The following is an 18,830-nucleotide window of genomic DNA, read 5'->3' on the forward strand; positions in this document are numbered from 1 at the left end:
AGGGCTATTGTTGCTCTCTAAGCAATTGGGCGGCGCGGGCGGCGAAGTAGGTCAGAATGCCATCAGCGCCGGCACGTTTAAAGGCAGTCAGGGATTCGAGGATCACCCCTTCACTCAACCAACCATTCTGGATGGCCGCCATGTGCATGGCGTATTCACCGCTGACCTGATAGACAAAGGTCGGCACTTTGAATTCCTCTTTGACCCGGTAAAGAATGTCAAGGTAGGGCATCCCCGGCTTGACCATCACCATATCGGCGCCTTCGGCCAGGTCGGCAGCCACCTCGTGCAGGGCTTCCTGGCTGTTGGCCGGGTCCATCTGATACGAGGCCTTGTTGGCCTTGCCCAGGTTCAGCGCCGAGCCTACCGCATCGCGGAATGGGCCGTAGTAGGCGCTGGCGTATTTGGCCGAGTAGGCCATGATCCGCACATTGACGTGACCGGCCAGCTCAAGGGCTTCGCGAATCGCCTGGATGCGCCCGTCCATCATGTCCGACGGTGCAACCACCTGGGCGCCCGCAGCCGCGTGTGATAACGCCTGCTTGACCAGTGCATCGACGGTGATGTCGTTCTGCACATAACCGTCTTCGTCAAGAATGCCATCCTGGCCGTGGGTGGTGAACGGGTCCAGGGCCACGTCAGTGATCACCCCAAGCTCCGGGAAGCGCTCGCGCAAGGCACGGGTGGCGCGCTGGGCAATCCCGTCGGGGTTCCAGGCTTCAGCGGCGTCCAGGGACTTGAGTTCCGCCGGGGTCACCGGAAACAGCGCCAGCGCCGGAATGCCCAACTCGACCCAATTCGCCGCTTCTTCAAGCAACAAATCAATGGTCAGACGCTCCACACCCGGCATCGACGCCACCGCTTCCCGGCGATTTTCGCCGTCGAGCACGAAAACCGGCAGGATCAGATCATTCGTGGTCAGTACATTTTCACGTACCAGGCGACGAGAAAAATCATCACGACGATTGCGACGCAGACGGGTGGCAGGGAACAGGCGATTGGCAGGGGTAAAGCTCACGACAGACTCCTGAGCCCGTGTTTACGGGCGAGCGTTGCAGTTATAAGCGGCCATTATGACGAATGAATGACAGTTGTGCTTATCGACGCGACCTGTAGTCCCATTCGTCATTTGCATAGGAATTGTTCACTTCGTGACACATCTCGATACTTTCATGAATCTTCGTGAAGGCGTAGGCTGCGCGTTCATTTCGCCAGCACCCTAGACCATGCTTCAACAATTTCTGCATGACTTCGGCTACTTTGCCCTCTTTCTCGGCACGTTCTTCGAAGGCGAGACCATCCTTGTACTCGCAGGCTTCCTGGCGTTCCGTGGCTACATGGATATCAACCTGGTGGTGGTCGTTGCCTTTTTTGGCAGCTACGCCGGCGACCAGCTCTGGTACTACATGGGGCGCAAGCACGGCCGCAAGTTGCTGGCGCGCAAGCCGCGCTGGCAATTGATGGGCGACAAGGCGCTGGAACATATCCGCAAGCATCCGGATATCTGGGTATTGAGTTTCCGCTTCGTCTACGGCTTGCGCACGGTGATGCCCGTGGCGATTGGCCTGTCCGGCTACCCACCGTTGCGCTACCTGGTCCTCAACGGTATTGGCGCGGCGATCTGGGCCGCGGCACTGGGGGCGGCGGCCTACCACTTTGGCGCGGTGCTGGAAGGGATGCTCGGCAGCGTCAAGAAATACGAGCTGTGGGTACTGGGCGCCTTGCTGGTGCTGGGCTTTGGCCTGTGGCTGCGCCGTCGCTTCAAGAATGCCCGCATCGCCCGCCAAGCCTGTGCCGAGGCCAAGGCTCGGCTGGCTAACGAGCCAGCCCCGATCGAAACGCCTAAGACACCCACCGAGTAAGCCGGCTTCTGCAACAGTAGAGGCCGATGAGGCTGAGCAGGCTGTAGCTCGCCAGGCCCAGCCAGCCCAGGTTGCTGGCGGGCCACAACCCTGCCAGCGGCGCCAGCCATACCAAGGGAACATTCAGCACCAGGCGCGCCAGCTCGGCCTTCAGTGCCCATGGGCGATTCTCCAGCGCAACCCCCAGGATAAACAATCCCAGTGCCATCGCGCCCCAACCGAGGACCAGCGCCGAGGTGGGCGAGCCCTCACCCACATTCATCAGATAGCTGCCAAACCCCACATAAGCCGCAAACTGCAAGGCGATGTAGACCTGGTGGCGCACGTCCAGCGGCACCTCGAATTTGCGGAACTGGCTCAGGTCCGGCTTGGCCATCGGGTACTTGGCCTTGACGTCCGCCGGCCGCCAACCGGTGCGCATGAACCAGATGCGCAGCTTGTCCCACCAACGCTCAGTACGCCTGGCGTCGCTCCAGAGCTGCGCATAAAACTGCAGGTTGGCCCACAGCGGATTCCAACTGGCCAGGGGTGTGGTTACGCCGAAAATCACCGGCTCGTTATCGTCTTCCTCTTGGAAGGTGCCGAACAGCCGGTCCCAAATAATGAACACCCCGCCGTAGTTGCGATCCATGTAGAGAGCGTTCTGTGCATGGTGGGCCCGATGATTGGACGGTGTGACGAAAAACCATTCGACCCAGCCGAGCTTGGGAACATGGCGTGTATGGACCCAGAATTGATACAGCAGGTTGAGCGACGCTACGCTGATAAACACCACCAGCGGCACACCAACCACCGCCAGGGGCAAGTAGAAGATCCAACTCAGCAGGAAACCGGTGCTGGTCTGGCGCAAGGCAGTGCTGAGGTTGTAGTCCTCGCTCTGGTGATGCACCGAATGCGCGGCCCACAGGATGTTGCGTTCATGCCCCATGCGGTGCAGCCAGTAGTAGCAGAAATCATAAAACACAAAAGCGAATACCCAGGTCCAGACGCTCTGGGTCGGCAACTCGAACAACGCCAGGTGCTTGAGGGCGAAGGCGTAGGTCAGCAGGCCCACACCCTTGGTGAGCAAGCCGGTGGTGGTGGACAGCACACCGGTGCTGAGGCTGTTGATGGCATCCGCCACTCGGTAGTTGCGCGCGCCGCGCCAACGGTCGGCCAGCAACTCCACCACAATCAGGGCGATAAAAAACGGTACTGCGTAAGGCACGAAGTCCATGGGCTAGTCCGGTCTATTTTTGTTACATCAAGATTAGGTGCAGCGACGTGAGATCCCATTGGCAACAGGTTACAAATTAGTAGACATTTAACGCCATGAATCAGGAGAAATGCCCATGAGCAAAAAGATTGCAGTGATCCTTTCCGGCTGTGGCGTGTACGACGGCGCAGAGATCCATGAAAGCGTGATCACCCTGCTGCGCCTGGACCAGCGCGGCGCTCAAGTGGAATGCTTTGCACCCGACGTTGCGCAGTTGCACGTGATCAACCACCTCACGGGCGAAGAAATGCCCGAGTCGCGCAATGTGCTGGTGGAATCGGCGCGCATTGCCCGCGGCGCCGTGAAGGATATTGGCCAAGCCAACGCCGCAGACTTTGACGCGCTGATCGTGCCGGGCGGGTTTGGTGCGGCCAAGAACCTGTCGAACTTTGCCGTGGAAGGCGCCGGTTGCAGCATCAACCCCCAGGTGCTGGCACTGGCTGAAGCCTTTGCCGAAGCGGGCAAGCCGGTGGGGTTGATCTGCATTTCGCCGGCCCTGGCCGCCAAGATCTACGGCCCTGGCGTGACCTGTACCATCGGCAACGATGCCGACACCGCGGCAGTCCTGGACAAGATGGGCGCCACCCACCTCGAATGCAGCGTGGAGGACATCGTCGAAGACCAGGCGCGCAAGCTGGTGAGTACGCCGGCCTACATGCTGGGCAAGAACATCAGCGAGGTGGCGTCAGGCATCAACAAGCTGGTGGATCGGGTGTTGGAGTTGACTCACGAGAACGACTGACGCCCTCTTTCTGTAGGAGCGAGCTTGCTCGCTCCTACAGTGGTTTCATCAAGCGGGTAAGGATTCGGTCCAGCGCATTGGCAAACGCCTGCTTGTCCTTTTCGCTGTGGGGCGGTGGGCCGCCGCCCATCTGGCCTTGCTCGCGCAGGTCGGTAAACAGGTTACGCACCGCCAACCTCTCGCTCATGTTCGCTGGGCTGAATTCCTTGCCACGCGGGTCAAGGGCCGTCACGCCCTTCTTCACCAGGCGGTCGGCCAAGGGCACGTCGCTGCAAATCACCAGTTCGCCGGGCACGGCGTGCTCCACCAGGTAATCATCGGCGGCATCCGGCCCGCTGGGCACCACGATCAGCTTCACACAGGCAAAGCTCGGTTTGATCTGGCTTTGCCCTGCCACCAGCACTACCTCAAACTGGCGCTTGAGGGCGAACTTCACCACTTGGTCCTTGGCCGCCCGAGGGCAGGCGTCGGCGTCGATCCACACGCGCATGCTACGCCGCCGCCCGGCGCTTTTCGGTCAGGCGGCTACGGCCATACAACACCACAATCGCCAGGATCGCCACGGCCTGTGCCCCCAACGAGTACGCATCGGCGTGGATGCCCAGCCAGTCGAAGTCAAAGAACGCCACCGGCCGCGTGCCGAAGATGCCTGCTTCCTGCAAGGCTTTCACACCGTGCCCGGCAAACACCACCGACAGCGCACACAGCAGCGCGGCGTTGATGCCGAAGAACAGCGCCAGGGGCAACTTCGCCGAACCGCGCAGGATCACCCAGGCCAGGCCCACCAGCAGCACCAACGCCGTGGCACCACCGGCCAGCACCGCGTTGTGCCCGGCAGGGCCGGCTTGCAGCCACAGGGTTTCGTAGAACAGGATGACTTCGAACAGTTCGCGGTACACCGAGAAGAACGCCAGCACGGCAAAACCGAAACGCCCACCGCCGCCCACCAGGCTACTCTTGATGTAGTCCTGCCAGGCTGCCGCGTGACGCCGGTCGTGCATCCACACGCCGAGCCACAGCACCATCACACTGGCAAACAACGCCGTGCAGCCTTCAAGCAACTCACGCTGGGCACCGCTGACGTCAATGACATAGGCCGCCAAAGCCCAGGTACCCAAGCCTGCCAACAGCGCCAGGCCCCAGCCGACGTTGACGCTGCGCACCGCCGATTGCTGGCCGGTGTTACGCAGAAAGGCGAGGATCGCTGCCAGCACCAGAATCGCTTCCAGGCCTTCGCGCAGCAGGATCAGCAAGCCGGAGATATAGCTCAACGACCAGCTCAGGCCATCGCCGCCCAGCAAACCGGCCGATTCAGTGAGTTTGCCTTTGGCCAAGTCCAAGCGCTGCTGCACCTGCTCGATAGGCAAGCCGTCCTGCAACGATTGCCGATAGGCCATCAGGGCCTTCTCGGTGTCTTTGCGCACATTGGCATCGACGTTATCCAGGGAGCTTTCCACCAGTTCGAAGCCTTCCAGATAGGCCGCGACGGACAGATCGTAAGCCTGCTCATGGTCGCCGTTGCGGAAGGCCGCGAGGCTCTTGTCCAGGGTGGCGGCGGTGTAGTCGAGCAACTGCGCAGGGCCACGCTGAACCTGCGGCGGTTGGGCACGCTGGGCGCGGAACGTCGCGGCAGCGCCAGGGCCGTCAGCGGCGAGCACTTCATTGGGGGTCTGTCGGGCCAGGTCGGCAAGGTTGAATGTCTGCTCGCCTTTGGCGGCGGCCGGGTCGGCCGTGAAGCCGGCGATATAGGTTGCCAGGTCCCAGCGCTGGCGGTCGTCCAATTGGTCAGCGAACGACGGCATGTCGGTGCCCTCCACGCCCAGGCCGAGGGTGTTGTAGATCGCGTAGAGGCTCAGGCGATCCAGGCGCGTGGCATCGCGCAGGTTAGCGGGTGGTGGCGTCATGCCCATGCCTGCGGGGCCATCGCCGGCCCCTGCTGTGCCGTGGCACACCGAACAATGCTGGGCGTAGAGCGGCGCGCCGCGCGTCGGGTCCGGCGTGATGGCCGGGGCCTGGCTGACTTCATACGCCACGGCCAGCTTGGCACCCAATTGGCGGGCCTGGCGGGCAACGCTTGCGCCATCCTGGTGGGCAGTGACCGCGGCCAGCAGTTCATCAACGCCCTTTATCAGCTCGGCGCGCTCGGGTTTGTCTGGCAAATCCGCCACCAGCCCCTGCAACACCCCGAGAAATTCCACTTGTTCACGGTATTCCGAGTCATCCACCACCTTGCCCGCCTCCACCGTGGGTGGGTAGTCGGCGCCAATGTAGTCCAGCAAATGCAGGGCTTGCGGCGCGCCCTCGGCGGTCGCGGCCAACAGATTGAAGCTGCACGACAGCAACGCCGGCAACAGCAGCCAGGCGAGAAAGCGGAAAGGGGCGGTCATGAATGAATCTCAAGTGGAAATACGAAGTAACACTATTGTTGAGCTTTAATGGATTCGACTCAAGGTGTTATTTCATATCACCCTAAAACCAATGTGGGAGCGGGCTTGCTCGCGAACGCGGTGCTTCAGTCACTATTTTCTTTGACTGATACCGTATTCGCGAGCAAGCCCGCTCCCACATTTTTGAGCCAGTCGCTTGGTCAGGCCGTGGCGCGATGCAGGCTCGCCAGGAAACCGGCAGCGCCGACAAACAAGCCAGCAAAGGTGCGGTTTACGCGTTTCTGTTGTTTGGGCGTACGCAACAGGCGCAAGACTTTCGACGCCAACCCTGTGTAGCCCGCCATCACGATCATATCGACGCTGATCATAGTGGCACCGAGGATCAGGTACTGGATCAACAACGGCGCCTGCGGGTTCACGAACTGCGGCAGCACCGCCAGCATGAACACCAGCGCCTTGGGATTGCTGGCGTTAACCAGGAAGCCGCGGAACATCATCGCCATCGGTTTGCCGATCGGGCGCACGGCGGCGTCATCGGTCATGTCCATGGGCAGGGCACGCCATTGTTTGATGGCCAGATACACGAGGTAGGCCACGCCAAACCATTTGATCGCATAGAACGCAGTAGACGAGGCCGCCAGAATGGCACCCAAACCACCGGCGACCACCGCAATCTGCATCGCCAGGCCCAGTTGCAGACCGATGGCGTTCCAGTAGCCACGCACAAAACCGTATTGCAGGCCGCTGGACATCGAGGCGATGGCACCGGCGCCAGGAGAAAGGGAGATGATCCAACTGGCCAGGAAAAAGGCCAGCCATGTATCGAGAGCCATTGCACACCTCGTAAGGGAGTTAGCGGTTGTGCCTTAAGCTAACTCCAGCGACCAAAGGCTGGCTATAGATTTCTGTAGGAGCGAGCTTGCTCGCGCCTACAGGATATTAGTGCCAGACCCGGGCCAACGTCGCACCGAACGCTGGAAGAACAGACTATTGGGCACCTGCACCATCGCGCTGTTGGTCCCGGCTTCCTCGACTTCGATCAGCGTGGTGTAGAGCAAGTTGATCGCCACGACCCGGCCCTTCACGCCCGGCTTGTCGACGGTGTCCACCAGCTCGACGATATCACCCAGGCGAAACGGCCCGACGGTAAAGATCAGGATCGCGCACAGCAAGTTGGACAGCACCGACCACATGGCGAAGAACGCCACGGCCGCCACCGCGACAAAGCCTGACAGGGCCGTCCACAACACCGTGGCAGACACACCCAGGCGGCCCAGCACAAAGATCAGCGCACTGCCCATGATCAGCCAGCGCAAGCCGCCCCGCAGGGGCATCAGCAATTGCGGCGGGAACGGGTAGCGCTCACCCAGGCGCGTAAGGCCTTTTGCGACGAAGCGCTGAGCCAGGTAGCCAGCCAGCAGGATCAGCAGGATTTGCACGCCGATCCAGATGGGTTCGATCCATTGCACCGGTACCGGTAATTGCAACGCCTCCATCAGGACAGCGCCTCCAGCTCCGCTTGCAGGGTTTCGAGCAATTCGAGGGCCTCCATCCAGGTTTCCTCCAACTGCCCCTCGCGCACCTTGAGCTTGGCCTGTTCGGCCAGCAGGTCACGCAGCTCGTCCTTGCGCGCCGCCTCGTACACGGCGCTGTCGCCCAGGCTGGCTTCGATCTTGGCCAGGCGCTCATGCACCTTGCCCAGTTCGGCTTCCAGCTTGTCGGCCTCACGCTTGTGCGGCGCCAACTGCTGGCGCAGCGCGGCGGCGGCCTGGCGCTGGGCTTTCTTGTCGGTCTTGTCCGGGTTGACCGGCGTGTTGCTGGCCGGCGCATTGCGCAGGCGGTACTCCGTCAGCCAGCGCGCGTAGTCGTCCAGGTCGCCATCGAACTCTTCGACCTTACCGTCGGCCACCAGCAGGAAGTTGTCGGTGGTGCTCTTGAGCAGGTGACGGTCGTGAGACACCACCAATACCGCACCGCTGAACTCCTGCAGGGCCATGGTCAGCGCCAGGCGCATTTCCAGGTCCAAGTGGTTGGTCGGCTCGTCGAGCAGCAACAGGTTCGGGCGATCCCACGCGATCAGGGCCAGGGCCAGTCGGGCTTTTTCGCCACCGGAGAAATTCAGCACAGGTTCGTCAATGCGCGCGCCACGGAAGTCGAAACCGCCAAGGAAGTCGCGCAGGGTCTGCTCGCGCTCGGTCGGCGCCAGGCGTTGCAGGTGCAACAACGGGCTTGCCTTGGCGTCCAGCGAGTCCAGTTGATGCTGGGCGAAGTAACCCACCACCGTGTTCTCGCCACGAGTGAGGCGACCGGCCAGCGGCTCAAGCTCACCCGAAAGGTTCTTGATCAGTGTCGACTTGCCTGCGCCGTTCGGGCCGAGCAAACCGATGCGTGCGCCCGGCGTGAGCTGCAGCTTGACCTTCTCAAGGATGGTTTTGTCGCCATAGCCAAGGCGAGCGTCCGAGAGGTCCAACAGCGGGCTGGAGATCTTCACCGACTCACGGAAGACAAAGTCGAACGGCGAATCGACGTGGGCCGCCGACAGCTCTTCCATGCGTTCCAGGGCCTTGATCCGGCTCTGGGCCTGGCGGGCCTTGGTAGCCTGGGCCTTGAACCTTGCGATGTAGCTTTCCATGTGCGCACGTTGCGCCTGTTGCTTTTCAAAGGCCTGTTGCTGCTGGGCCAGGCGTTCGGCGCGGGCGCGTTCGAACGCGGTATAGCCGCCACGGTAAAGGGTGATTTTCTTCTGTTCGACATGGGCGATGTTATCGACCACGGCGTCGAGGAAATCCCGGTCGTGGGAGATCAGCAGCAAGGTGCCCTGGTAACTCTTGAGGAAATCTTCCAGCCACAGGATCGCATCGAGGTCCAAGTGGTTGGTCGGTTCGTCGAGCAGCAGCAGGTCAGAGGGGCACATCAGCGCTTGAGCCAGGTTCAGGCGCATGCGCCAGCCACCGGAGAAGTCGGCGACCGGGCGGTCCATCTGTTCGTTGGTAAACCCAAGGCCAGCGAGCATCTTGCGAGCGCGAGCGTCGGCCGTGTAGCCGTCGGCGCTGTCCAGCTCCGAGTGCAGGCGCGCCTGGGCGGCACCGTCCTGGGCTTTTTCGGCCTCAGCCAGGTCGTGTTGCACCTGGCGCAGGCGCAGGTCGCCATCGAGCACGTAGTCGATGGCGATACGGTCCAGGGTGTCGATCTCCTGGCGCATATGGGCAATGCGCCAGTCGGCAGGCAGCAGGCAGTCCCCGGAATCCGGGGTCAGCTCCCCCAGCAACAGGGCGAACAACGTGGATTTGCCGGCGCCGTTGGCACCGATCAGGCCGGCTTTGTGACCGGCGTGCAGGGTCAGCTCGGCGTCTTCAAGAAGACGTTGCGGGCCACGCTGTAATGTTAGGCTTTGAAGTCGGATCATAATGGCGGCGGAGTCTACCAGCTTCGTTGGCCGCTGGCTTGGGTGTGAATATGTGCGCTGACCTGTGGAGCTTTGCCCTTTCGACCTATGCCCGTCCAGGCGTGGAGGCCGCGTGCCTGCGCTTGCAGGAGCAAGGGGCAGACGTGTGCCTGTTGTTGTGTGGTGCTTGGCTGGAGCAACGAGGTGTGGCGTACAAGCCCGAACGCGTTCAGGCACTGCAACGGATGGCTCATCCGTGGCGGGTGCAGGTAGTCGAACCGCTACGACAAGTGCGCGTGCAATGGCGAGCCTTGGCCCAGCAGGATGCGCAATTGGCATCGCTACGCGAGCAGATCAAGACACTGGAGCTGGAGGCCGAAAGAACGTTGCTGGCGCGCTTGGAAGCGCTGGCGCAGACATGGCCGATCAATGAGGTGGTGGATCAGCAAGACTGGCTTGAAGGCCTGGCGACCGAAGCCGCCAACCTTGACCACGACGCGCTGCTGCAATTGCGCGTCATGGCCACCAACACTTAGGAAGCGCTGGTTGGGGTGGTGCTTGGCGCTACCGGTGCAGGGGTGCTGCTGGCCGATGCAGTTGGAGCGGTGGCTGCTGCCGGGGTGGCAGTGGGTGCTGCTGGAGCGGCTGGCTTTGCGGGCGCTGGCTTGGCGGCTGGCTTCACGGCTGGTTTAGCAGCCGCAGGTTTAGCGGCTGGCTTGGCAGCCGGTTTGACAGCAGCGGTTTTAGCGGCTGGCTTCGCGGCTGGTTTGGCAGCAGCGGTTTTAGCGACTGGCTTGGCAGCTGGTTTGGCAGCAGCAGGTTTAGCGGCTGGCTTCGCGGCTGGTTTGGCAGCAGCGGTTTTAGCGACTGGCTTGGCAGCTGGTTTGGCGGCAGCAGTTTTAGCAGCTGGCTTCGCGGCTGGTTTGGCAGCAGCGGTTTTAGCGACTGGCTTGGCAGCTGGTTTGGCAGCAGCAGTTTTAGCAGCTGGCTTCGCGGCTGGTTTGGCAGCAGCGGTTTTAGCGACTGGCTTGGCAGCTGGTTTGGCAGCAGCAGTTTTAGCAGCTGGCTTCGCGGCTGGTTTGGCAGCAGCGGTTTTAGCGACTGGCTTGGCAGCTGGTTTGGCAGCAGCAGTTCTAGCAGTTGGCTTCGCGGCTGGTTTGGCAGCAGCGGTTTTAGCGACTGGCTTGGCAGCTGGTTTGGCGACAGCAGTTTTAGCAGCTGGCTTCGCGGCTGGTTTGGCAGCAGCGGTTTTAGCGGCTGGCTTGGCAGCAGTTTTAGCAGTTGGCTTGGCGGCTACTTTTGCAGGCGTACGAGCACCCAGTGCTTTAGCTACGGCTTCCTTCACACGGCCAACACCTTGGGCCAGTTTCAGGCTTTCTTGAGCGTCTTTTTTGAGTTGGGAAATGTAGCTGCGGGTTTCGGCTTGGCGATCCTTGAGAGCATCCAGCAGCTCTTCAAGTTCTTTGACCGCGCCTTTGGCTTTGGCTTGTGCCTTGGACTTGCCGGCAGTGGCGGCGTCTTGCAGTTTGGTGCGGGATTTGTGCAGCTTTTCTTGCGCTTTACCGCGTTGCTTTTCCAGTTTGGCGAGCAGCTTTTCTGCATCAGCCAAGGCTTGGGAGCACGCGCTTTCCAGATGTTCGAGCAGGCTGCCCGAAAGTTGTTGGAGCAAGTGCAACGGGGTATTTACAGGCTTCTGTTTGGCCGACATGGTTTACCTCCTGGCTGACGTGGGTGCGGCTCATACTAGCCCTCTGCTCTTACCGCCGCTAGGGCATGTTGACAGTATCCTTTGCGTTGCGTTGCAACGTGCGAAAATTCTTATCGATATAACGGAAAACCGTGCCACTTTTTACGCACTCGCACTGGCATAATCCGTCGCACTTTCGCCGGGAGAATGCCCATGTCGCGTTACCTTTTTCTAGTGTTCGGCTTGGCGATCTGCGTGGCCGATGCAAGCGAGCAACCCTCGTCAAACACCACCGCCGCAACCCCGCACGATCTTGCCTATAGCCTGGGCGCAAGCCTTGGCGAACGGTTGCGCCAGGAAGTCCCCGACCTGCAGATACAGGCCCTGCTCGACGGACTCAAGCAAGCCTACCAAGGCAAGCCACTGGCGCTGGATAACGTGCGCATCGAACAGATCCTCGCGCAGCACGAAACGCAGAACGCCGCCGACGCCCAACGACCTCAAAGCGAAAAAGCACTCGCTGCCGAGCAGCAATTTCTCTCAAGGGAAAAAGCCGCAGCCGGCGTTCGTCAGTTGGCCGATGGGATCCTGCTCACCGAGCTGACACCCGGCACTGGCAACAAGCCGTTGGCCAGCGATGAAGTGCAGGTTAAATACGTGGGCCGACTGCCTGATGGAACTGTCTTCGACAAAAGTACGCAACCGCAATGGTTTCGCCTCAACAGCGTGATCAGCGGTTGGAGCAGTGCATTACAACAGATGCCGGTGGGTGCGAAATGGCGTCTGGTGATTCCTTCAGCCCAGGCCTATGGCGCAGACGGCGCAGGTGAGTTGATCCCCCCCTATACGCCGCTGGTGTTCGAGATCGAACTAATCGGCACTCGCCACTGACCCATAAAAAAACGGTGCGACATGCGCACCGTTTTTCTTACCTCGCCACCAGCTTCAAGCCTGGGTGGCGGGTTCTTCCTTATGAGCGTTGTGCAGCACTTCGATCAAGCAATCTTCCAGCTCGAAACGCTCATGCAACAGCGCCCCCAACTCTTTGAATTTTTCCGCGACACATTTCCCGGCATCACACAGGTCGGTGAACGCCAGCAGCTTTTCAGTGATCACATCGATGCGCGGATAAAGCGTCTCAGCCAACTCCAGGCCACGCTGATCATCGAAGGCTTCGGCCTCCTTGGTCAGTTGCTCGTAGACGCCGAAATGGCCGGCAGACACGTAGTCCACCAACACCTCACAGAACTCCTGCAACGGCTTGCGATTCTCGCCCAACGCTTCGGGCTTGGCGCCGAGAGCATCAAAGGCCCGAACCAGTTCGTGACGTGCCTTCAACCAGCTGTCGATCAGCTTGTGCACCCCACCCCAGCGTTCCTGAGCATTCTGACAACTTTCCAACATGATGATCTCTCTTCCCTATTGGGGCGCCGCAGCTCTGTACCTGCGCAACACTTCAAGGATGAAGCAGCAGACGGACAAGGCCGCGTCTGACAAGCGGTTTGGATAACGCGTGCGGGCCAGATTATGCCCGCATGACTATGGCTTCAAGGTACGCAGGAGAGAATGTTCATACAAGTGTTTAATCCGCTCCTACAATCTGAGTCTCGTTTTCAAGGTGTTGCGAGGCGCAAATGCCTGCCGAACAACAGCCGTGACACCTGCATGAACCCCAGGATCAGCATCGCCACAAAAAACAGCAGGCTCCACTCAGGCAGGCTCAAGTCAAACAGCGTCCAGTTGATTTCAACGCAATCGACCGTGCCATTGAACACCGAGCGCATTGCCTGCCAGACAGACAGGTTTTCAAGCATGTCCTGCAGGCTGGGCCAGCAATCCCCCACCTGGCTTGCCGGCCTGTTCTGCAACAGGACTTGCCGGCCTGCGGTGATGGCGCCCAGCAACGCACAGCCCATGCTCGCCAACCCATAAAGACAAAGGCCGGAACGCCCAGGTTTGTGAAGCGCGGCAATCAGGTTGATCAAGGCAAAAGAGGCGAGGAACAGGCGTTGTACCTGGCATAGAAAACAAGGTCGTAGCAGCGCACCGTATTGAAGGTAGTAAGACGCGCCCAACGTCAGCGCACCCGCCATGAACGCCAGGAAAAACAAAGAGCGTAAAGGGGCCAGAGACATTGTTTATCCGCACTGCAAGAGATAGGTCGCTACGGTAGAGGAAAGGCCCGACCCCTTTCAATACGCCCTAGAGCGGACTTTTCCTCGAAAACATAAGGACATCCCGCCACGGGCCCGAGGAAAATCAGCCAAGACAAGTAGGAATTAGTAACAAAGCCAGTTAAGCCGAGGGGTTGCAGGGTTTGAAGGGTTGGGTGTCAGATCGGTCCTAGCCAACCCATCCACCCTTTCCTACTTCAAACTCGCGCAGGCACTGGCAGCGGCGAGGACAGCAGACGATTGTCGAGCAACCCCAAGCCCTCCTGAAACAGCTGGTTGCTGCGCTCGGTATCGCCCAATTGGGCCAGCAGGCGAGCCAATTCGGCGCAGGCTTCGGGATTGCGCTGTACTTGCAGGCTGCTTTCCAGATAATCCCGCGCCTTGCCCCACAGACTGTTTTGCAGGCACAGACGACCCAGCGTCAGCAGCAGGCTGGCATCGCCTGGATGGTCCTTGAGCCAGCCTTCGGCAAACTTCAGTTGCCGCGCAGGATCACTGCCGCGCAGCAGGCCATACAACCGGATCAGGTGACTGTCATAACCGCGTTTAAGGGCGCCACGCAGCACTTCCTCGGCCTTGGCATCTGCGCCCAATCGACGCAGTTGGTCGGCATACGCCAATACCAGTTGTGGCTGTTGGCGCTGGGCTGCGGTCAGTTGCTCCCATGCGCGCTCCAGAGACTGCAACCCGGCTTCGCCTTGCTCTTCACGCTGGGCCGCCAGACTCAGGTTCTCGCCCCAGGCGCGACGCTCCAGCTCGGCCAGCTCATTGGCGGGCAAGACTTTGTCCTTGCGCAGCTCAGGCAGCAGGCGAATCACAGACGACCAATCGCCACGCTGCTGATGCAGACGTTGCAACTGTCGCAGTACTTGCGCGTTGTGCGGGTGACGCTCATGCATCGCCTGAAGGGTGACCAGTGCGCCTTCCGTATCGCCACGGTCCATCTGCAACTGCGCATGGCTCAGTGCAATGGCCAGTTCGGCCTGGGGCTGGCGTTCCAACGCACGCTCCAGCAAGCCGTCGGATTCCTCATAACGGCCCTGTTCATTGGCCGCACGGGCGGCACCGATGTAATACAGCAGGGGTTGGCGCTCTGCTTCGGCGGCGCGGTGCAGGTGGCGTTCGGCGCTGGCCCAGCGGCCCTCGGCGAGGTCCATCTGGCCTTGCTCGATAGCGATCTGCACACGACGGCTGCGGTTGCGTCGTGACCAGGGGTTGACCACGCCACCGGATGTGCTGACCAGGCTCCATAACACGCGGATCAGGTAAATCGCCAGGCCAATGGCGAACACCGCCACCAATGTCGCCCACAGGCTTGATTCGTAATGCAGCAGGTGAGGATAAGTAATCAACACGTAGCCGGTGTGTTTCGAAATGCCCACACCCAGGGCCAGCGCGAGCGCAATCGCGAGCACCAGGATCACATAGAAACGCTTCATCAGCTCTACTCCTGGGTCGCCGGTTTGCCAGCCGAAGCCTTGGCTTCGTCGGCAGACTGATGACGGCGTTCAAGGTACGCCTGCACAGCAGCCAGGCTCGCAGCCAAGTCAGGCGTGACCACCGACACCGCCTTGGGCTCAAGCTCGGCAATACGCGCCAGCATCGCCTTGCTCTGCGGGTTGTCCTGGTTGAAGTTGTCCTGCAATACGCTGCGCGCTTCTCCCAACGAGCGGCTGTACACCGCCGCCTCGCCGTTAAGCGCAGCCCATTGGGCTTGCTCCAGCGCCAGGCTCAAGGCCAGCCGCACTTGGTTCAGGCCTTGGCCTGCCAATAAGGGACGGATGTTGTCATCCGGGTTGAAGTCGATGCGGAAATAACGGGAGATCTGCTCCCACCACTGGCTCAACTGGTTCTGCGTATCGCTGGTGGGACGCCCCTGGGAAGCAGGCTCCGTGAGCTGATACTCCGGGGCAATCGCCGCCAGTTGCACCACCTGGTCACGCAAGGCAGCCAATTGCAGGTACAGGCCGGTACGGTCCGGTTGCTCGGTGCTGCGCAGCGCGGCCAGGCTCTTGGCCAATTGCTCCCGTGCAGCGAAAGCCCCTGGGTCACTTTGCTCGCGAAGAATTTCGTCGGCCCCCTGCACCAGCGACTGGGCGCTGTTGATGTCTTGCAAGGCGGACAAACGCAAGCTGGCCAGACGGATCAGATGCTCGGCCTCTGCCAGGCGCCAGTCCTTGCGGCTGGCACCCAACACGGTTTCCAGACGCTGGTTGAGACGCTGCTGATCACCCTGCAACTGAGTGACCAGGCGGCGACGCTCTTCCAGCTCATCCGCACCCGGCAACTGCGCCAGGCGGGCGGCCAGCTGTTGCTGGCCTTGCTTGAGGCTCTGGGACTGGTCATCCAGGGTCTGCACCTGGCCCAGTTGGTGCTGGCTGCTGGCTTGCAGGGCACGGACCTGCCAGATCCCCCAGCCGCCGGCGGCTACGCCCGCAGCGCCCAACAGCAAGGCGACGACTGCCAGGCCATTGCCACGGCGTGGCGCGCTGACCGGTGTCTCGACCGGCGCATCAAGCGCGGGCTGAGCTTCATCTTTAGGCAAGGCTGTTTCGCTCACGTATCCGTCCTTTGCGTATCAGAGAGTGGGAACGGGATAGCTCCCTAACGCCACTAACAAAGCCGCGGCACTCGCGCCGCGACAATCCACAACTTTTTCTGCACCCGCGGCCCGCGCCATTTCATATACACGCGGGCTGGGCACGAACAACGGCAGCTGTGCCACCTCTGGCCAATCGGGGCCGGCTAACGCGTGCAGGTGTAAAAAACCCTGCCCACTGCTGACCACCAGGCCGTTCAAGCGTTCCAACTGGATGCGTTGCATCAACGCGCCCTTCTCATACACCGGAAGAAAACGCCGATACAATTCCAGGTAATCGACACTAGCACCTTGCTCGTGTAAACGCTCTGCCAGCAACTCACGCCCGCCCTCGCCGCGCAGGATCAACACCCGGGCACCCGGCGCTGCAATAGCCTCGCGCAAGGCGGGCAGTTCAAGCAAGGCCTCGCTGTCATCGCCCGTGGCGGGAAAGTGAACGTTGAGGCCATGATCGGCCAATATCTGGGCCGTGGCCGCGCCGACACTGAACCAGGGCATTGGCGGCACACTGCCCCCCAACCGCAGCAACGCCAGGCGCGCAGCCGGCTTGCTCACCACGATGACGGCGCGATAGCGCGGCAGCGCGCCGAACACCGCGTGTTGCTCTGCGGTCACCGGCAAGGCTTCAGTCTCCAGCAAAGGCAGGCAGTTGCTGTGAATACCGCTCTGGGCTAATAACGCCGCCAGGGCCGTCGACTCCTCGGCAGGCCGCGTCAGCAGCACTCGCCAGTCGGTCACTGCGGGCCGGCCTCGCCATAGACTTTTTGCAAAATGGTACCCGCGCCTTTTTCCAGCAACGCTTCGGCGACCTGAATCCCCAAGGCCGTGGCATCACGTTGCGGCCCACGTACCTCGGCGGTCAGCAGGTTACCGCCGTCCGGATCACCAACCAGGCCACGCAGCCACAGGTTCTCACCCTCGAGTACGGCATAGCAGGCGATGGGCACCTGGCAGCCACCGTTGAGGTGTTTGTTCAAGGCACGCTCGGCGGTGACGCGCACTTCGGTGTCTGCGTGATCGAGAGGTTTTAGCAGCGCATGAATTTCGCTGTCGGCGGTGCGGCATTCGATTCCGACTGCGCCCTGCCCGCCAGCGGGCAGGCTGTCTTCGACGCTGATGGCCGAGGTGATGCGGTCTTCAAAGCCCAGGCGGATCAAGCCGGCAGCGGCGAGGATGATCGCGTCGTATTCGCCGGCGTCGAGCTTGGCCAGGCGCGTGTTGACGTTGCCACGCAAAAAGCGGATCTGCAGGTCGGGACGCCGCGTCAGCAACTGGGCCTGGCGACGCAGGCTGGAGGTGCCAACGATACTGCCCAGCGGCAATTCGTCCAGGGACGCGAAGGTGTTGGAAACGAAGGCGTCGCGCGGGTCTTCGCGCTCGCAGATACAAAAAAGGCCCAGGCCTTCAGGGAAGTCCATGGGCACGTCTTTCATCGAATGCACGGCGATGTCGGCTTCGTTGTCCAGCAGCGCAGTTTCCAACTCCTTGACGAACAGGCCCTTGCCGCCGATTTTCGACAATGGCGAGTCCAGCAGCTTGTCGCCGCGACTGACCATGGGCACCAGGGAGACCTTGAGGCCGGGATGGGCCTGTTCAAGGCGTGCTTTGACGTATTCGGCCTGCCACAAGGCCAAGGCGCTTTTACGGGTGGCGATGCGGATTTCGCGAGAGGACATGGATCAATCCGTACTGAATAGATACGGCGGATAATAACAGCTCAGGCAAATACGCTTTGATTTGAATCAGCAAGTGCGGGGCCTCCCTGGCCACGTCGCACCGGGATAAGGAATGCAGACCGCGCCGCAACCCTTGGGCTAAAGCTGCTGCATCATCTTGCGCACGCCAGCGACATGGCGTCGGCTGACGATCAACGCATCGCCATTGAGCCCCTTCAGGAATAGCTGAAAGTGCCCCAGGGGCGTGCGCTGCAGGCGCTCGATGCGTTCACGGGCGACCAGCGCGTTGCGATGAATGCGCACGAAACGCTCGCCAAACTCGTCTTCAAGCGCCTTGAGCGGTTCATCAAGCAACACTTCACCGGTCTCGTGGCGCAAGGTCACGTATTTGTGATCGGCAATAAAGTAAACCACCTGGCCGAGTGGGATCAGCTCGATGCCCTTGCGGGTACGTGCGCTGATATGGCTGCGTGGCCCGTTACCACTTTGCGCAGCCGGTTGCGTCAAGGCAGCCAGTTGGGCGCGGCTGGGACGCTCGGCTTTTTTCAAGGCTTTGAGCAAGGCTTCGGCAGTGGCCGGCTTGACGAGAAAACTGACACCGCTGTCTTCCAGCGCTTGTGCAGAAAACTCATCCTGCGCCGCACACAACACCACGGCGGGCGGCGATTCGCGTTCGCTCAAGCGGGCGGCGACCTGCAGGCCATCAAAGCCCGGCATGCGGATATCGAGCAGCACTACATCCGGCTTGTGGCTGTCGATCAGCGTCAACGCCTCTTCGCCGCTGGTGGCGCTCGGTTCAAGGACTGTATAACCCTCGAGTTCACTGACCAGACGGCTCAGTCGCTCGCGGGCTTGGGGTTCGTCATCAACGATCAGGACATTCATATTGCGCTGGATTCCTGCGTGAGTCTCGCACAAGGATAGCGTAGACAGGTGCGGTGACTGACGTCACAGCGATCCACGCTAAGACTAGCGCGAGCGGCAAAAAGTGCCCTGAGAATGGCACCCAAATTTACCCGGACCTGTTCAATAGCGCCCAAGACCCGCTGCCTTCGGGCATCGT

Annotated in this window: 19 protein-coding genes; 4 read left to right on the forward strand and 15 right to left on the reverse strand. The window is 61.0% G+C overall.

Annotated features, from left to right (window positions below; translation table 11 throughout):
- Nucleotides 1-4: 4 nt before the first annotated feature.
- A complete protein-coding gene (gene hemB / locus RHM69_RS19885; RefSeq protein ID WP_019819828.1) occupies nucleotides 5-1,018 on the reverse strand; it encodes a porphobilinogen synthase in 1,014 nt (337 codons plus the stop codon).
- A gap of 208 nt (nucleotides 1,019-1,226) precedes the next feature.
- On the opposite strand from hemB, the gene RHM69_RS19890 reads away from it, so the two are divergent.
- The gene (locus RHM69_RS19890) at nucleotides 1,227-1,862 is read left to right on the forward strand and encodes a DedA family protein (RefSeq protein WP_014720433.1); all 636 of its coding nucleotides are present in this window, start codon (nucleotides 1,227-1,229) and stop codon (nucleotides 1,860-1,862) included.
- On the opposite strand, the gene RHM69_RS19895 is transcribed toward RHM69_RS19890, so the two are convergent.
- Nucleotides 1,843-3,078, reverse strand: a complete 1,236-nt coding sequence (locus RHM69_RS19895) for a sterol desaturase family protein (protein ID WP_200599431.1) — start codon at nucleotides 3,076-3,078, stop codon at nucleotides 1,843-1,845. The genes RHM69_RS19890 and RHM69_RS19895 overlap by 20 nt on opposite strands.
- Nucleotides 3,079-3,193: 115 nt before the next feature.
- Here RHM69_RS19895 and elbB point away from each other — a divergent pair, with 115 nt between their 5' ends.
- On the forward strand, nucleotides 3,194-3,859 hold the full coding sequence (gene elbB, locus RHM69_RS19900; protein ID WP_014720435.1) for an isoprenoid biosynthesis glyoxalase ElbB: 666 nt from the start codon (nucleotides 3,194-3,196) through the stop codon (nucleotides 3,857-3,859).
- Between the two features lie 34 nt (nucleotides 3,860-3,893).
- Here the strand turns inward: elbB and RHM69_RS19905 are convergent, their stop codons facing one another.
- From RHM69_RS19905 to abc-f, 5 genes are all read right to left on the reverse strand, one after another.
- Nucleotides 3,894-4,349 (reverse strand): YaiI/YqxD family protein, encoded by a 456-nt coding sequence (locus RHM69_RS19905; RefSeq protein WP_014720436.1) that lies wholly within the window; start codon nucleotides 4,347-4,349, stop codon nucleotides 3,894-3,896.
- A 1-nt stretch (nucleotide 4,350) separates the two neighbouring features.
- A complete protein-coding gene (locus RHM69_RS19910; protein ID WP_137270694.1) occupies nucleotides 4,351-6,246 on the reverse strand; it encodes an FTR1 family protein in 1,896 nt (631 codons plus the stop codon).
- A gap of 200 nt (nucleotides 6,247-6,446) precedes the next feature.
- The gene (locus RHM69_RS19915; protein WP_005792425.1) at nucleotides 6,447-7,079 is read right to left on the reverse strand and encodes a LysE family transporter; all 633 of its coding nucleotides are present in this window, start codon (nucleotides 7,077-7,079) and stop codon (nucleotides 6,447-6,449) included.
- Between the two features lie 96 nt (nucleotides 7,080-7,175).
- A complete protein-coding gene (locus RHM69_RS19920; RefSeq protein ID WP_003195372.1) occupies nucleotides 7,176-7,742 on the reverse strand; it encodes a mechanosensitive ion channel family protein in 567 nt (188 codons plus the stop codon).
- Complete coding sequence (gene abc-f, locus RHM69_RS19925) at nucleotides 7,742-9,652, reverse strand: ribosomal protection-like ABC-F family protein (protein WP_014720438.1); 1,911 nt, start codon at nucleotides 9,650-9,652, stop codon at nucleotides 7,742-7,744. Before abc-f ends, RHM69_RS19920 begins: the two co-directional genes overlap by 1 nt.
- 50 nt (nucleotides 9,653-9,702) lie before the next feature.
- On the opposite strand from abc-f, the gene RHM69_RS19930 reads away from it, so the two are divergent.
- Nucleotides 9,703-10,167: a TIGR02444 family protein gene (locus RHM69_RS19930; protein ID WP_200599509.1), complete on the forward strand. Its 465-nt coding sequence runs from the start codon at nucleotides 9,703-9,705 to the stop codon at nucleotides 10,165-10,167.
- Here the strand turns inward: RHM69_RS19930 and RHM69_RS19935 are convergent.
- Nucleotides 10,164-11,339: an AlgP family protein gene (locus tag RHM69_RS19935; protein ID WP_322255309.1), complete on the reverse strand. Its 1,176-nt coding sequence runs from the start codon at nucleotides 11,337-11,339 to the stop codon at nucleotides 10,164-10,166. The genes RHM69_RS19930 and RHM69_RS19935 overlap by 4 nt on opposite strands.
- Nucleotides 11,340-11,531: 192 nt before the next feature.
- Between RHM69_RS19935 and RHM69_RS19940 the strand changes: the two genes are divergently transcribed.
- Nucleotides 11,532-12,209, forward strand: coding sequence for an FKBP-type peptidyl-prolyl cis-trans isomerase (locus RHM69_RS19940; protein ID WP_200599384.1), 678 nt, complete (start codon nucleotides 11,532-11,534; stop codon nucleotides 12,207-12,209).
- A 54-nt stretch (nucleotides 12,210-12,263) separates the two neighbouring features.
- Here RHM69_RS19940 and RHM69_RS19945 read toward each other — a convergent pair whose 3' ends face one another.
- The 7 genes from RHM69_RS19945 to RHM69_RS19975 all read right to left on the reverse strand — a co-directional run bounded on the left by RHM69_RS19945 (nucleotide 12,264) and on the right by RHM69_RS19975 (nucleotide 18,652).
- The gene (locus RHM69_RS19945) at nucleotides 12,264-12,722 is read right to left on the reverse strand and encodes an Rsd/AlgQ family anti-sigma factor (protein WP_014720442.1); all 459 of its coding nucleotides are present in this window, start codon (nucleotides 12,720-12,722) and stop codon (nucleotides 12,264-12,266) included.
- 209 nt (nucleotides 12,723-12,931) lie between these two features.
- On the reverse strand, nucleotides 12,932-13,453 hold the full coding sequence (locus tag RHM69_RS19950; protein ID WP_014720443.1) for a disulfide bond formation protein B: 522 nt from the start codon (nucleotides 13,451-13,453) through the stop codon (nucleotides 12,932-12,934).
- 236 nt (nucleotides 13,454-13,689) lie between these two features.
- The gene (locus tag RHM69_RS19955) at nucleotides 13,690-14,931 is read right to left on the reverse strand and encodes a heme biosynthesis protein HemY (RefSeq protein ID WP_032901898.1); all 1,242 of its coding nucleotides are present in this window, start codon (nucleotides 14,929-14,931) and stop codon (nucleotides 13,690-13,692) included.
- A 5-nt stretch (nucleotides 14,932-14,936) separates the two neighbouring features.
- Nucleotides 14,937-16,052 (reverse strand): uroporphyrinogen-III C-methyltransferase, encoded by a 1,116-nt coding sequence (locus RHM69_RS19960; RefSeq protein ID WP_014720445.1) that lies wholly within the window; start codon nucleotides 16,050-16,052, stop codon nucleotides 14,937-14,939.
- An 18-nt stretch (nucleotides 16,053-16,070) separates the two neighbouring features.
- A complete protein-coding gene (locus tag RHM69_RS19965; RefSeq protein WP_200599382.1) occupies nucleotides 16,071-16,829 on the reverse strand; it encodes a uroporphyrinogen-III synthase in 759 nt (252 codons plus the stop codon).
- Nucleotides 16,826-17,767 carry a hydroxymethylbilane synthase gene (gene hemC, locus RHM69_RS19970; protein WP_019819816.1) on the reverse strand — a complete coding sequence of 314 codons (942 nt, stop codon included), beginning with the start codon at nucleotides 17,765-17,767 and terminating at the stop codon, nucleotides 16,826-16,828. The genes RHM69_RS19965 and hemC overlap by 4 nt, the downstream gene beginning before the upstream one ends.
- A gap of 138 nt (nucleotides 17,768-17,905) precedes the next feature.
- Entirely contained in the window at nucleotides 17,906-18,652 is a 747-nt protein-coding gene (locus tag RHM69_RS19975) for a LytR/AlgR family response regulator transcription factor (RefSeq protein ID WP_003195394.1), read from the reverse strand.
- Nucleotides 18,653-18,830 lie beyond the last annotated feature (178 nt).

Origin of the sequence: Pseudomonas sp. CCI1.1, from assembly GCF_034348165.1 — a bacterium.
Lineage (GTDB): Bacteria > Pseudomonadota > Gammaproteobacteria > Pseudomonadales > Pseudomonadaceae > Aquipseudomonas > Aquipseudomonas paracarnis.